Annotated in this window: 12 protein-coding genes; 4 read left to right on the top strand and 8 right to left on the bottom strand. The window is 34.1% G+C overall.

Translation table 11 applies throughout. The annotated features are described in order from the left end of the window. Nucleotides 1–143: 143 nt before the first annotated feature. A complete protein-coding gene (locus GON26_RS15395) occupies nt 144–1391 on the top strand; it encodes an ABC transporter permease (RefSeq protein WP_160375671.1) in 1248 nt (415 codons plus the stop codon). A 302-nt stretch (nt 1392–1693) separates the two neighbouring features. Here GON26_RS15395 and GON26_RS15390 read toward each other — a convergent pair whose 3' ends face one another. The 4 genes from GON26_RS15390 to tamL form a co-directional block, all read right to left on the bottom strand. Beyond that, entirely contained in the window at nt 1694–2317 is a 624-nt protein-coding gene (locus tag GON26_RS15390) for a hypothetical protein (protein WP_160375670.1), read from the bottom strand. Between the two features lie 217 nt (nt 2318–2534). Further along, nucleotides 2535–3389, bottom strand: a complete 855-nt coding sequence (accD, locus tag GON26_RS15385; RefSeq protein WP_160375669.1) for an acetyl-CoA carboxylase, carboxyltransferase subunit beta — start codon at nt 3387–3389, stop codon at nt 2535–2537. Between the two features lie 83 nt (nt 3390–3472). Further along, nucleotides 3473–4540, bottom strand: coding sequence for a class II fructose-bisphosphate aldolase (gene fbaA, locus GON26_RS15380; protein ID WP_160375668.1), 1068 nt, complete (start codon nt 4538–4540; stop codon nt 3473–3475). Between the two features lie 57 nt (nt 4541–4597). Next, a complete protein-coding gene (gene tamL, locus GON26_RS15375; RefSeq protein WP_160375667.1) occupies nt 4598–7153 on the bottom strand; it encodes a translocation and assembly module lipoprotein TamL in 2556 nt (851 codons plus the stop codon). Nucleotides 7154–7190: 37 nt separating this feature from the next. Between tamL and GON26_RS15370 the strand changes: the two genes are divergently transcribed. Next, complete coding sequence (locus GON26_RS15370) at nt 7191–7919, top strand: RNA methyltransferase (protein WP_160375666.1); 729 nt, start codon at nt 7191–7193, stop codon at nt 7917–7919. 9 nt (nt 7920–7928) lie between these two features. On the opposite strand, the gene porT is transcribed toward GON26_RS15370, so the two are convergent. The 4 genes from porT to GON26_RS15350 form a co-directional block, all read right to left on the bottom strand. Continuing rightward, nucleotides 7929–8645 carry a type IX secretion/gliding motility protein PorT/SprT gene (porT, locus tag GON26_RS15365; RefSeq protein ID WP_160375665.1) on the bottom strand — a complete coding sequence of 239 codons (717 nt, stop codon included), beginning with the start codon at nt 8643–8645 and terminating at the stop codon, nt 7929–7931. 1 nt (nt 8646) lies between these two features. Next, complete coding sequence (gene ubiE, locus GON26_RS15360; RefSeq protein ID WP_160375664.1) at nt 8647–9378, bottom strand: bifunctional demethylmenaquinone methyltransferase/2-methoxy-6-polyprenyl-1,4-benzoquinol methylase UbiE; 732 nt, start codon at nt 9376–9378, stop codon at nt 8647–8649. 571 nt (nt 9379–9949) lie between these two features. Further along, nucleotides 9950–10432, bottom strand: a complete 483-nt coding sequence (locus GON26_RS15355) for a dihydrofolate reductase (RefSeq protein WP_160375663.1) — start codon at nt 10430–10432, stop codon at nt 9950–9952. A gap of 12 nt (nt 10433–10444) precedes the next feature. Then, nucleotides 10445–10789 (bottom strand): 2TM domain-containing protein, encoded by a 345-nt coding sequence (locus tag GON26_RS15350; protein ID WP_160375662.1) that lies wholly within the window; start codon nt 10787–10789, stop codon nt 10445–10447. Between the two features lie 241 nt (nt 10790–11030). On the opposite strand from GON26_RS15350, the gene GON26_RS15345 reads away from it, so the two are divergent. Both GON26_RS15345 and GON26_RS15340 read left to right on the top strand, forming a co-directional pair. Continuing rightward, complete coding sequence (locus GON26_RS15345) at nt 11031–11327, top strand: isoamylase early set domain-containing protein (protein WP_160375661.1); 297 nt, start codon at nt 11031–11033, stop codon at nt 11325–11327. A 704-nt stretch (nt 11328–12031) separates the two neighbouring features. Further along, nucleotides 12032–15622, top strand: a 3591-nt coding sequence (locus tag GON26_RS15340) for a hypothetical protein (RefSeq protein WP_160375660.1), incomplete at its 3' end; no start/stop codon positions are given.

Genomic DNA, 15622 nt, shown 5'->3' with positions numbered 1-15622 from the left:
TGCAAAAGTAGTTTTTTTTGATAATATATTTAAAGGAATTCTTGTAACATTATGCTAAAAAAATCTACTGATGAGTAAGTTAACTTTTATTAGGATTTTGACTTAAATTTATTGAATTTTACTTTTTCGAAAAAAATGAATATATGATTGTATATCTAAGGTTATTAAAAGAAAGTTTCAGCTTTGCCCTAAATGCTTTGCGTAATAACAAGTTGCGAACCCTATTGTCGTTATTGGGCGTGACTATTGGTATTTTTTCGATTATAGCTGTTTTAGCTGCCGTAGATTCTTTAGATAAAAAAATCTCTAAGGATTTGAGCAGCTTAGATAAAAATACAATTTATTTAATGAAATATTGCTTTGGGCCATCAGATATTCCGCAATGGAAAAGAGAACAATTCCCAAATGTGAAATACGATGAGTATATCAATTTAAAAAACTCACTTAATAATACGGATCAGGTAGGTTACCAGCTTTTTGTAAATAGAGAAAGTTTGAAATATGATTCTAAAACGGTTGCCGATGTAAACATTATTCCATCATCGTTTGAAATGGTTGATGTTGACGGATTGAGTTTTGATAAAGGAAGATTTTATAACGAATCTGAATCAAATTCAGGAACCGCAGTAATTGTTTTAGGATATGATATTGCCGAAGGTCTTTTTGAAAACGCAGATCCTATCGGAAAAAATATTCGATTGTACGGACAGCGTTTTACTGTAATTGGTGTCATCGAAAAACAAGGTGCCGGTTTCTTCGGAGACAGTAATGATACCTCCGTTTATTTGCCGGCCAATTTTTTACGCAGAATGTACGGTGACAGCGATTCTATGACGCCTGTTATTGTTTTGAAGCCCGTGAAAGGAGTCGATATGGATGCTTATAAGGCAGAAGTTGCCCAGAAACTAAGAGCTTTTCGCGGAATGAAAGCGGGTGAAATTGACAATTTTTTTGTAAATGTACTTTCCGGGTTTACTGATTTTATTGATGGCATTTTGGGTGGATTAAGAATGGGCGGAATTTTCATCAGTTTCTTTTCCTTTTTAGTAGGAGGTTTTGGTGTGGCCAATATTATGTTCGTTTCGGTAAAAGAGCGTACTAATCTTATTGGAATACAAAAATCATTAGGAGCAAAAAACAAATTTATTTTATTTCAGTTTTTATTCGAAGCTGTAGTGCTTTGTATAATAGGAGGGGCAGTAGGAATTTTGATGGTTTGGCTGCTATCATTATTATTAAGCAGTTTACTGGATTTTGATTTTGTTTTAAGTTTAGCAAACATCATAATTGGTGCTGGTTTATCTATTGTTGTAGGAGTAATTTCGGGTATTTTACCTGCTATTTCAGCTTCTAAATTAGATCCTGTTGAAGCTATCAGAACTGGGATGTAGGTTTTTTTTAAAGGTTCAAAGGTTCAGAGTTGCAAAGGTTCAAAGGTTTTGGATATTGTTGATTAGTAATTTTTAATGTTTTGATAAAGTTGCAACTGAATTCATTTCGTATAAAAATGTCTTAGAGTTATTTAGGAATTATAGAATTAAACCCGACAGGTTTCAAACCTGTCGGGTTTGTTTTTTCTAAAAAATTATGTTTTCACAAAGTTTGTTATTCCGTTAGGAATCTCAGCTAATAATTGATTTTTCGAGTTTAGAGATTCCTAACGGAATGACAAGATTGGGGTGATTTTTAGTTTTTAGTTGGGACGTTTTACGAATTTTAAATATTCAGGAAATTTGATTTTAGTTTTGTCCCATTTTATAGAATCTGAATCGTAATATTTATTGTTTTTCTTATAAAAGATAACTGTGTCTTCTTCTTGAGTAGTTCTTCTGATGTGATATGTTTGAATAATATTGCTTTTTAAGAATTTTAAAAAGTATTCATTTTTAATAGTATCATTTTGAGAAGCAATTATTAAAATTTGCCTATTTTTTTCTTTTGTTAAAATGTTTTCTGAAATAAAATTATTTAAACTTTCTTGAGGTATTCTAATAATGTCTTTTGGTTTTAAATCTCGAAAATAAGGGATACTGTCATTTTCCGAATCAGTACCACAGATATAACCAATATATTCTTGTTGATAAAAAAATAAATCTCCTTTTTGATCAATTATTAATTGACTCTCACCATAAAAACTTTTCCTTGGTGGAGGAGCATATTTATTGGTGTTTGTTTTTATGGAATCATAATATTTTTCAAGTTTCGTATCTTCATAAGAAATAATATAAGGCTTATTTTCTGCAACAATTTTCTCTTCCTTTTTACCACAATTCCAAAAAAGAAAACAAATTATAAAACCAACCAATATTCTTTTCATAATCTAAGATTTGAAATAAAGATATGAAAAGCTTTTAAGTTTTCACGTAAAAGCATTTTTCACAATCTTGTCATTCCGTTAGGAATCTCAGCTAATAAGTGATTTTGCAAGTTTAGAGATTCCTTCGGAATGACAAGATTGGGGATAATTTTGTAGTATAAAAAAAATCCCAAGAAAAATTTTCCTTGGGATTTTTATGTTTTCAAAATTTAAAAAATTATCTAATTTCGTTATTCTGAATCAAATCGATATACAAATTGATTTTGTCTTTTAAATCTTTTCTTGGCGTAATAAAATCTAAGAAACCATGCTCTAAAAGAAACTCAGCAGTCTGGAAACCTTCGGGTAAATCTTTACCAGTTGTGTCACGTACTACACGAGGACCAGCAAAACCAATCAAAGCACCTGGCTCAGATATGTTGATGTCTCCCAGCATAGCGTATGATGCAGTTGTTCCTCCAGTTGTTGGGTCTGTACATAAAGAGATATACGGTAATCCTGCTTCAGCAAGCTGAGCCAATTTTACCGATGTTTTTGCTAATTGCATAAGCGAATAAGCAGCTTCCATCATACGGGCTCCACCAGATTTTGAGATCATAACAAAAGGTAATTTGTTTTTGATCGCGTGATCAATGCCTCTTGCGATTTTTTCACCTACAACAGCTCCCATAGAACCACCAATAAAGGCAAAATCCATAGCGCAAACAACAAGTTCTTTTCCTTTAGATTTTCCCACCCCAGTACGCACAGCGTCTTTTAAGTGAGTTTTCTCCATTACGTCTTTCAAACGCTCTGCATATTTTTTTGTATCCACAAAATGCAAAGGATCTTTAGAGGTCATGTTTTTGTCTAATTCGATAAATTCATTGTTGTCGAATAAAATCTCAAAATAGATTGCACTTCCAATTCGAACATGAAAATCATCTTCTGGACTTACAAATAAGTTACGAGCCAATTCATCAGCATCAATAATTTTTCCAGTTGGAGATTTGTACCACAATCCTTTCGGAACGTCCATTTTGTCTTCTGTCGCGGTGGTAATCCCTTTTTCTTGTCTTTTAAACCAAGCCATTTTTTTAGATTTTAGATTTTAGACTTATGAATTTAGATTTTAGACTTCAGGAAATCTAAAATCTAAATTCGGAAATCTAAAATTTATAGTGTATTAACGTTATTCAGGTCAGCAAAAGCTTGTTCAAGTCTTGCATTGAATGTTACTTCGCTTTCACGAACCCATCTTCTTGGGTCGTAATATTTTTTGTTAGGAACATCAGCACCTTCTGGGTTACCAATTTGTGATTTTAAATACTCGATGTTTTTAGTCATATAATCACGGATACCTTCAGTAAAAGCAAATTGTAAATCAGTATCGATATTCATTTTGATAACTCCGTAGCTAATTCCTTCTCTGATTTCTTCAAGTGTAGAACCTGAACCTCCGTGGAAAACGAAATCTACAGGGTTATGACCCGTATTGAATTTTGCCTGTACGAAATCCTGAGAATTTTTTAAGATTTTTGGAGTCAGTTTTACGTTTCCTGGTTTGTAAACCCCGTGAACGTTTCCAAAAGCAGCAGCAATAGTAAATTTAGGACTTACTTTAGATAATTCTTCGTAAGCATACGCTACTTCTTCAGGCTGCGTATATAATTTTGAGCTATCAACATCAGAGTTGTCAACACCATCTTCTTCACCACCTGTAATACCAAGTTCGATTTCTAATGTCATTCCCATTTTGCTCATTCTAGCCAAATATTCTTTACAGATTTCGATGTTTTCTTCGATTGGCTCCTCAGACAAATCGATCATGTGAGAACTGAATAATGGTTTTCCTGTTTCTGCAAAATGTTTTTCAGAAGCATCTAGTAAACCATCAATCCAAGGCAATAATTTTTTTGCACAGTGGTCAGTATGTAAAATAACAGTTGCTCCGTAAGCTTCTGCTAAAGTATGAATGTGTTTTGCTCCGGCGATTCCTCCAGCGATTGCTGCTTTTTCGCCTGCATTTGATAATCCTTTTCCAGCGTTAAATTGTGCTCCTCCGTTTGAAAATTGAATGATAACTGGCGCATTAAGTTTTGCTGCAGTTTCAAGAACTCCATTGATAGTACTTGACCCCGTTACGTTTACCGCTGGAAGTGCAAATCCTTTTTCTTTTGCATAGTTAAAAATCTCTTGTACCTGATCGCCTGTAGCTACTCCTGGTTTAATGTTGTGTGCCATTTTAATTTTTTTTATAGTTTTTAGTTTTTAGGTTGCAAAAATAAGAATTAATTAGCATTAGAAAGGATAATTTATTCCAAAATTTAAAACCGAGTGTCCAAAATTGTATTCTTTGAACCAGCGATCGCCTGCTTCATGCGCCGGATTATAGGTCTTAAAGCCCATGTCTAAACGGATTACGAAGAAACTTAAATCATATCGTAATCCAAATCCTGTTCCCAAAGCAATTTCCTGTAAATCACTCAAACCGCTAAATCTTGCTTTCTCATCTGTAACATTATCCAGAACATTCCAGATATTTCCTGCATCTGCAAAGAGTGCTCCTTTTACATCTCCTGCAATTTTAAATCGAAACTCACCGCTTAACAGGATTTTCATATTAGCTTCATTAAAATCGTTTACAGATCCAGTGCTTCCTGGTCCCAAATCATAAGGTTGCCATGCTCTGATGTCATTCGAACCTCCGCCAAAATAACTTCGGGAAAACGGAATGTAATCAGAGTTTCCAAAAGGAATTGCAATTCCAAAAAGTGTTCGTACTGCCAGCACTTTTTCTTTTCCAAAATCCCAGTGTTTGATATAATCAAATTCGGTTTTTATGTATTCAGAATATTCCAGATTAAAAATTTCGTAGTTGCCATTAGCATTTTTAGGAAGACCTCCGGCAACAGAAATCAGGGATAATAATGATCCGGCAGTTTCTATTTTAGTTTTAAATAAATAAAAATTATTGTCGGCTAAGTCTTTTTTGGTGGTTTTTGTGAAGGTATAACTCGAAGCTAAAATAAAATCGTTTTCAGTGAGTCGCATTCTTCTTTCTTCGATGCTTTCTACCTCTTGATAATCATTGTCTGTAGGTACTAAGTCTGTCTGCCCGGTTAAAACATCATTTGTAAAACCAGTTGTTCCGTCTTCAATAATTAAATTACCAGCTGTATCTACATTAGTTGGAACTGTATTGTAAGTTTTAGCGATGTCATTTAAGGAGTTATAAGAAGAAGTATATACATTAAAATAATTGTCAGGATTAAGATTTCGAACGTATTGCGCATTCAATAAATCAAACTTTACCGAGTTCAGCCTTTTTGGGGTCCAGAGATAGGACAGTCCTCCTGTAAAGTTCTCTTTATCCAGACCTATATTTCTTTGTTTCGAAAAACCTACAGCCATAATGGTCGAAGGAATCATACTTTTTGGGATGATTTTTTCGGTTCCAAAAGGCAATAGTACCCTTGGAAAATTTAGTTTCATATCAAAACCATATTCCGAAACATTAAAAAAGTTATTATTAGGATTGGCCATGTCTTTTGAGGAACCAATATTTAAACGTGTTGAAATTTCTAAGGTTTCGGCTCTGTTAAATACATTCCGAATGGTTTCAGAAAGACTGTATTCAATACCAAAATCCTGAATATTTGAATGTGTAACGTCAAAACTGGCTCCAAAACTGTATTTTTTTCTTGGTGATAAATAAACGTTTGCAATTAATGACTCCCCGTTTGGGTCACGTTTATCTACTTCATATTGAATCGAAGGGTAATTAAAAATTTTAAGATTGCTCAAATATCTCGAAGAAAGCGTTGTTCTGAAATCGGCAAAACTACCTCCTTTAGTAATAAACACGGCGTCGGTTATGGCGCGTGGTTTGTATTTGAGTTTATTATAACTGTACAGATTAAAGTTGTTGTAAGTGGTGCTGTCTGTAATTTTGTTTTTTGCATTAGCTGGCGAATAATCAGTATAAATATTGACATCGCTTATGGTATATAATTTAAAAGGTTCTGTGCGGCTCGAATCTTTTTCCTGAATCGTATTGTTTTTCACAATCAAATCTACATCTGCTTTGTTTTTTTTGCCAATAGTATCAATGTCAAAAGTAACATATGTAGGCTGGAAAAAATAAGCGCCATGATTTCTAAAATAGGTGCTAATACGATTCTTTTCATCTTCAAAATCTGATTTTTTGTATTGATTTCCAGATTTTAAAAAGGATGGATCTTTACTGGTAAGATATAGTGAATCGAGAGCCGGAGTGGCTATTTTTCGTCTGATTGTATCTAAAATATAGCCTGGGCCGGTAGTGATGTTGTAATTTACACGAGCCCTTTTGAAACCAGTACTGTCAATACTATAATCGGTTTTTACATTGAAATAACCATTGTTGAAATAATAAAATTTTAAACGCAAAAGTGATTTTTTTACTTTCGAAGTGTCAACAATAACAGGTGCTTCTCCTGTGCTTTTTAAGAATTCATGCCAGCCTTTGTACCAAAATGACTGCCCAAGTCTGTCAACTTGTTTTGCCGAAAGTATCTTTGACATACGCTCGTACTTGCCAGGATTGTTTTTAAATTTGGCCTGATAAGAAGAATCCGGATTTAACTTGGCCATATTGTATAAATTCAGCCTTAATTTATATCCTAAAATGTGACTATTAGGTTTTTGATACATCTGGTTAGACGCTTCCTCATCGTTTGAAGACTTTCCATTTACAAGAATATCGTTTTCAGTAAGAAGGTTTTTTCCGTCGGGAACTCTTTTTACGGCATTACAGGCACAAATAAATATTGCTATTAGAATAAATGCTAGTATTTTTGTGGAATTCTTTTTCAAGTGTTCTTAAATATTTAATTCAAAAGTACATTATTTTATGGTTAGTAAAAACCAAATAAAGCTTATATCGGGTTTGCATCAAAAAAAGCAGCGTTTTGCAAATCAATTATTTTTTGCCGAAGGTGTAAAAGTAATTCAGGAATTGTTGCAATCCAATTTTGAATTAGAGCATTTGTACACCACACAAAATGATTTCGAAAAAGTTTCGCCTTCAAATCGTACCCTTATAAACGATCAGGAACTTAAAAAAATAAGTGCTTTGATAACACCTAATACTTGTTTAGCTGTATTCAAAATTCCTGCCGAAAACAAAATAAACAATTCAGGTTTAATTGTAGCGCTGGACGACATACGTGATCCGGGAAATTTAGGAACCATTTTACGTCTTTGCGATTGGTTCGGAATCAAACAAATCATCTGTTCAAAAGAAACCGTTGATATTTACAATCCAAAAGTAGTACAGGCTACAATGGGGTCTATTGCCAGGGTAAATGTAAATTACGTTGATTTGAAAGATTTTTTAAGCCAGACAAAATTACCCGTTTTTGGAACGTTTATGAATGGTGACAATATTTATCAGACAGCATTACCACAAGACGGAATCATTATTATGGGTAATGAAGCCAATGGAATTTCTGCTGAAATAGAAAAAATCATCACGAACCGACTGACCATTCCAAGATTTGGGGAACTGCAAAAAACCGAAAGTTTAAACGTAGCCACTGCAACTGCAATTATCCTGAGTGAGTTTAAACGAAATAGTTAGGTTTTTGTTTTAATGAAAAGTAAAATTTATTAAAATAGCTCTCGATTTCATCGAATCGATGTTGTCTGTCCAGGGGCTATTAGGGTGTTCTGCGGTTTTGTTGTCTCGGATAAGTTCATCTGATAGTCCAAAAACACCACGGATGGATGGGGAAAAGATAAAATATTCTGAAAAGAAATCTACTCCAAAACCTACCTCATAATTATAAGTCCAGGACTTCACTCTAAATTTTTGTTGAAAATTATCATCCTTAGATTTTGAATTGCTGGACAAATTCAGCGTGGTGGATAAACCGCCAAGTAAATAAGGACGCACATTTCCTGTACGTAAAGCGGAGAATTTCAACAATAAAGGAAAATTAATATAAGTACTGCTTACTTCTCGTAAATAATCATTTTCAGAAGTTAAATTCGGAAAGTATAAATCGCGCTTGGTATAATACAAACCAGGTTCAAAACGCAGGTTAATGTATTCCTGTAATCTTAAATCGGCAACAACACCCACATTAAAACCAGTTGTTTTTTTAACCTGAATATCTGCATCAGGCATTTTATAGTCAAATTTAAAATCAAAACTATTAAAGCCTAAATAATATCCGAAGTAAAGACGCTGCTTTTGCCAATTTTCAAGATTGATAATGGGGTCTTTGCTAAACATACTTTTAGCAAATTGTGAATATCCCTGTGTCGATAACACTAATAAAATTAAGACTACTGTTTTTTTCATACTATTTTTTAGAAGCAGAATAAATGGTTGCAACTCCAAAAGTTTGAGGCATGGCCACAACATCTATAAACCCAATTTTTCTTAAAATATTGTTCAAAGCTTCTCCATAAGGAAAAACCGCTGCAGATTCTGACAAATAACCGTAGGCTGAATTGTCTTTTGAGAACAGTTTTCCAATAATAGGAAGAATGTTTTTACTATAAAAACGATATCCTTGCTTGTAGGGAGTTTTATCAGGAACAGATGTTTCTAATATTACAAATACACCGTTAGGCTTTAGAACACGTAAAATTTCAGAAAAACCCTTCTCCAGATTCTCGAAATTACGAACGCCAAAACTAACCGTTATAGCATCAAAATAATTATCCTCAAACGGAATTTTTTCAGAATCTCCCAAAACCAATTCTATTCTATTGCTTAGGTTCTTTTCTTCGATTTTCTTTTTTCCTACTTCCAGCATTCCTGCCGAAATATCTAAACCAATAATTTTCTCAGCATTGGTTTGAGACATTAATATCGCCAGATCACCAGTTCCGGTAGCGATATCAAGAATAATTTTTGGTTCGGTATCTGAAACAATTTTCAAAACCTTTTTACGCCATTTGACGTCTATTCCAAATGATATCACGCGATTCAGGTTGTCATAGTTGCCGGAAATGGTGTCAAACATTTGAGCAACTTGTTCTTTTTTACCTAATGAAGAGTTTTTATATGGGGTTATTTTTTCAGACATTTTTTTTTATTTCAGCAAATATAATACAAACTAATTTAACAGTTAAAAGGTTTTTATAGAAGCTCTCTGAAATGTTTAGAATGTTGACTTGTAGAATTAGTTCTACATTTCGAAAAATGAAAAATCACTAAAAAACGGTATTGTGCGGTATGGATAGAATACTCACATTTGTAATGTAAAAATGTTGATGAAATTTTAATGATCAAAAGTAAAACAATGGCCCAAATCAAATGTCTGCTTCTTGCGTTGGTAATGACATTTGTTCTTGCAAACAGTTTTGAAAGTATTGTTTTTTTAGACGGTACTATGTTGCAAACGCGAAATACGTTCTTAGGATTAAATTTGTTTTTGGAAATTTTAATTTTCTTTTCCTTTAGTACCTTCGTGGTATTTGGTATTAAAGGATTTTTTGAGATGTATTCTCAAAAAACTTCAAATATTATTACCTTCATTTCTGGAGGACATTTAATGTTTGTTATATTTATTTTATGTTATCAAATACTGTTTCAAGACTAGGCCATTGTTTTTTATTAAATGTTTTTAAAACATCCTCAAATAGAGGATGTTTTTTTTATCGTTTAATGTACGTTTCGTAAGTATAATCATAAAGATGTTTTTCATCTTTAAAGTTTGATTCGGATTCTACCAATAACCAGTCCTCCTCCTTAATTTCCGGAAAAAACGTATCGGCATCAAAAGTGTGGTGTACTCTTGTTATTTCGATAATATCAGTAAGTGGCATTCCTAATGCGTAAATTTCTCCTCCACCTATAATAAAAGAGTCTTCATTGTTGGGGCAAATTGCAATTGCTTTTTCTATCGTATCGACTATAATACAACCTTCTGGTTTATAATCCTCTTGTCTTGTGATTACAATATGAGTTCTGTTTGGGAGAGGTTTTGGGAAGCTTTCAAAAGTTTTTCTTCCCATAATAATATGATGATGACTTGTGAGTTCTTTAAAACGTTTGAAATCGTTGGGTAAATGCCAAACCAGTTCATTGTTTTTTCCCAGCGCGTTATTTTCGGCAACTGCCGCTATCATTATAATCATCTTATTATAAAACTAAAGTTTATTTTCGTTTTCGTCATTAATTTTAGATTCTAATTGAGCAAGTCTCTTTTGCTGTAAGCCTACAAGTCTGTCAATTTGTTCTTTTTCCCAATTTTTATTCATGAAACGATCTGTGATATACACTTTTATAAAATGCAGAATGAAAATAAAAAGCCAGATCGTAATGCCCCAAATACACCAGTTTTGATCAATGCCATTTCCGAAATCAAAAAACCGATTGGCAACAAATAAAAATAAACTTCCTAAAAGAAAAAGAACAAAGTGAAAGTAAAGTCCCTTTTTTTGTCTGATTCTTTTTCTGGCATATTCGTATAAATCGTATGTTCCTTTTTCCATATCTAAAAAATTGAGATGATAAAGTTAGAATTTATTTTGAAATCTCAATATATTAGATTGTGGAATATTTATTACGAAATGGGTTTCGAATTTTAATATTAAAATTTAATGCCTTGTAAATTAGTGATATAGTTAAAATCAGTATGCGTTTTTGATATTATCCTAAATCGTACTTTAAGGCATTGTTTTTTAGAAAGAATTTACGTACTTTGTATTGTAGTAAACTAAAAACTAAATAGTTATGTCAGTTAAAAAGCAATATGTAAAAACAAAACCAGTTTGCAAGGTTACATTTTCAGTTGAAGCGAAAGAAGCAAATTCTGCCGCTGTAGTTGGAGATTTTAATAATTGGAAAATTGAAGAAGGAGCTTTGAGTAAACTAAAAAACGGAACTTTTAAAGCTACTTTTGATTTAGAAAAAGATGCTTCGTACGAGTTTAAGTATGTCGTTGATGGAGAATTTATCAATGAGCCGGAATCAGATTCTTTTAGATGGAATGATTTTGCGGGTTCTGAAAATGGTGTTTTAGAAGTGTAATATACCGTTTGAATTGAATCATTTGAAAAGAATTTTCTTTTTGAAATTATAACCCTTTAAAATATTAATAAAAGCTTGTCTAAATCGTTTAATCAAAACGATTTAGACAAGCTTTTTTGTTTTATAAAAATCCACTTTTTTAATCATCTATAAGTTTCTTCCCTTGTATAAATAATTTGAAATCTTCAAATAATTTGTTTTAAATCCATATTTGGAAGAATAATTTAATCCCCAACAGCTTATTTTTTGATATTATTTTATGATGAAAATTATTATTTTTTGTAGAACAAGTTCTGCATGAATGAATGAAATATTCTACAAAATAGAATTTTTCATAAATGTAAATTTGGCAATTATTTATATTCTACTAAATAGGGATTATTACGGTATAGAGTATAATGTGCTAAAATACAGTTATTCACAAAGATATTTTGAAATAGTAAAAGTGCACACTTGTGTATCAATTTGCAAAAGATTAAAGTCTTAAATCTGTTGATGGTTTTTATGAAAGATTAAATGAGTGTAAATAGATGAACAAATTAATGAATAAACTCTTTTATATAAAGCCTGTAAAAGATTAAAAATAAATTAAACAGTAAGATAAAATAAAAATGAAGAAAACTTTACTATTAATTATGTTAGCTATATGCACATCTTTAGTATATGCAAAATATAAATCAATAAACGATTTTAATAAAAAGGGAGTGAAAAACTCTGCAGGTATTAATGAAAAGAAAAATGGCGGTTTAGTTATTAATAAAACCTTTTCGCATAAAAAGAAAGCAGCAATTGCTTCAAAAAAGGCGATAGCTGCTACTCCTTTTAAAGCCGCATTTGGAGATCTTTGTGTTAGAGGATCGGGGACTGCTTATGTGGTTAAAGATTGGGATTTTACAGTAAATGAGAGTGTAGTTGTAGCCACAGACCCTATTAAGGGGAAAAGTAATTTTAATGCTGTTGATGCTGCAGGTTATCCTACAAGAACTAATGCAGGTGCAGTAATTACTAAAGTGCAGGCTCCAGTTGTTTTTCCAAATCAAAATGCCATTTTTAGAGATTTTGTAGATCCAGGAAGAGAATTGATTATGTATCGATTTTTTATTTCAGGTGTATTGGCTAATTGCTCATTAAATCAGGACGTTATTGCGATCAGATTTGAAACTGAATCTAGAAGTAGAATGCAGTTTTACATTGATAAAAATGGAACTTTTGCAAATGCCTCAGATGATTGGAAAAGCACAGAAGTGTTTAATCCTGCGGGAGGAGCGAAAGGGACTTATACGGATGTGTTTACTGTAGATACGAGATCTACGGATTGGTTAGCGGTTACGGCTTATGTTGTAGATCCGGAATTTAATTCAGTATTTAGAGTTCAGTACAAAGATAATAATGGTAATTGGGTTTATATGTCAAATGTCTGGCTGTATGCTCAGAAAGAGGGAGGGGTATTTTGTTATGATAATCCTCCGAAAATAGCAAAAACACCATTATTAAATATGTGCCCTGCTACAACGGTAGATTTAGCAGATGCTGTGACAGAACCTTTACCTGAAGGTACCCAATTAAGATGGTTTACTTCGCCATCAAACACAACTTCGCCAATTGCTACACCAGGAGCTGTAAAAGCTGGAACTTATTATGCGAGATACTATAGTGTTAGCGGAGGTTGTTATACGCCTGCTTCTGCAGCGGTTACCGTTACAATTTCAAACTGTCCTCCAGCTACACCCGTAATTAGTAAAACGACATTAACAAATGTTTGTCCTTTAGTTACGGTAAATTTAGCAGATGCTATAACCGAAGATTTACCGGCAGGAACCCAGTTAAGATGGTTTACTTCATCCACAAGTACTACAACTCCATTGTCAGGAACGACAGCTGTTGGGGCAGGAAGTTATTATGCAAGATATTTTAATGGAACAACAGGATTGTATTCAGCGGCTTCTTTAGCGGTTACCGTTACAATTTCGAATTGTCCGCCAGGTACACCTGTACTTAGCAAAACGACATTGACAAATGTTTGCCCTTTAGTTACGGTAAATTTAGCAAATGCTATAACCGAAACTTTACCGGCAGGAACCCAGTTAAGATGGTTTACTTCATCCACAAGTACTGCAACTCCATTATCAGGAACGACAGCTGTTGGGGCAGGAAGTTATTATGCGAGATATTTTAATGGAACAACAGGATTGTACTCAGCGGCTTCTTTAGCTGTTACCGTTACAATTTCAAACTGTCCTCCAGGTACACCTGTACTTAGTAAAACGACATTGACAAATGTTTGTCCGCTGATTACAGTAAATTTAGCAGAAGCCATAACAGAAGCTTTGCCAGCAGGAACTCAGTTGAGATGGTTTGCCTCACCAACAAGTACGGCGACTCCATTATCAGGAACGACAGCTGTTGGAGCAGGAATTTATTATGCAAGATATTTTAATGGAACAACAGGATTGTACTCAGCGGCTTCTTTAGCTGTTACCGTTACAATTTCGAATTGTCCGCCAAGAACACCTTTACTTAGCAAAGCGACATTGACAAATGTTTGTCCTTTAGTTACGGTAAATTTAGCAGATGCTATAACCGAAGCTTTACCGGCAGGAACCCAGTTAAGATGGTTTACCTCATCCACAAATACTGCAACTCCATTGTCAGGAACGGCAGCTGTTGGGGCAGGAAGTTATTATGCGAGATATTTTAATGGAACAACAGGATTGTACTCAGCAGCTTCTGTAGCGGTTACCGTTACAATTTCAAACTGTCCTCCAGCTACACCCGTAATTAGTAAAACGACATTAACAAATATTTGTCCTTTAGTTACGGTAAATTTATCAGATGCCATAACCGAATCTTTACCGGCAGGAACCCAGTTAAGATGGTTTACTTCATCCACAAATACTACAACTCCATTGTCAGGAACGACAGCTGTTGGAGCAGGAAGTTATTATGCAAGATATTTTAATGGAACAACAGGATTGTACTCAGCGGCTTCTGTAGCGGTTACCGTTACAATTTCAAACTGTCCTCCAGGTACACCTGCACTTAGCAAAACGACATTAACAAATGTTTGTCCTTTAGTTACGGTAAATTTAGCAGAGGCTATAACCGAAGCTTTACCGGCAGGAACCCAGTTAAGATGGTTTACCTCATCCACAAATACTACAACTCCATTGTCAGGAACGACAGCTGTTGGGACAGGAAGTTATTATGCAAGATATTTTAATGGGACAACAGGATTGTACTCATCGGCTTCTGTAGCTGTTACCGTTACAATTTCAAACTGTCCTCCAGGCACACCCGTAATTAGCAAAACGACATTGACAAATATTTGTCCTTTAGTTACGGTAAATTTAGCAGATGCTATAACCGAAACTTTACCGGTGGGAACCCAGTTAAGATGGTTTACTTCATCCACAAGTACTGCAACTCCATTATCAGGAACGACAGCTGTTGGGGCTGGAAGTTATTATGCAAGATATTTTAATGGAACAACAGGATTGTACTCAGTAGCTTCTGCAGCTGTTACCGTTACAATTTCAAACTGTCCTCCAGGTACACCTGTACTTAGCAAAACGACATTGACAAATGTTTGTCCTTTAGTTACGGTAAATTTAGCAGATGCTATAACCGAAGCTTTACCGGCAGGAACCCAGTTAAGATGGTTTACTTCATCCACAAGTACTGCAACTCCATTATCAGGAACAACAGCTGTTGGAGCAGGAATTTATTATGCGAGATATTTTAATGGAACAACAGGATTGTACTCAGCAGCTTCTTTAGCGGTTACCGTTACAATTTCAAACTGTCCGCCAGGTACACCTGTACTTAGCAAAACGACATTAACAAATGTTTGTCCTTTAGTTACGGTAAATTTAGCAGATGCTATAACCGAAACTTTACCGGTGGGAACCCAGTTAAGATGGTTTACCTCATCCACAAATACTGCAACTCCATTATCAGGAACGACAGCTGTTGGGGCTGGAAGTTATTATGCAAGATATTTTAATGGAACAACAGGATTGTACTCAGCGGCTTCTTTAGCTGTTACCGTTACAATTTCAAACTGTCCTCCAGGCACACCCGTAATTAGCAAAACGACATTGACAAATGTTTGCCCTTTAGTTACGGTAAATTTAGCAGATGCTATAACCGAAACTTTACCGGCAGGAACCCAGTTAAGATGGTTTACTTCATCCACAAGTACTGCAACTCCATTATCAGGAACGACAGCTGTTGGGGCAGGAAGTTATTATGCGAGATATTTTAATGGAACAACAGGATTGTACTCAGCGGCTTCT

The sequence above is a fragment of the Flavobacterium hydrocarbonoxydans genome, assembly GCF_009789235.1.
In the GTDB taxonomy this organism is placed as follows: domain Bacteria; phylum Bacteroidota; class Bacteroidia; order Flavobacteriales; family Flavobacteriaceae; genus Flavobacterium; species Flavobacterium hydrocarbonoxydans.
This window is presented reverse-complemented; position numbering and strand designations above follow the sequence as displayed.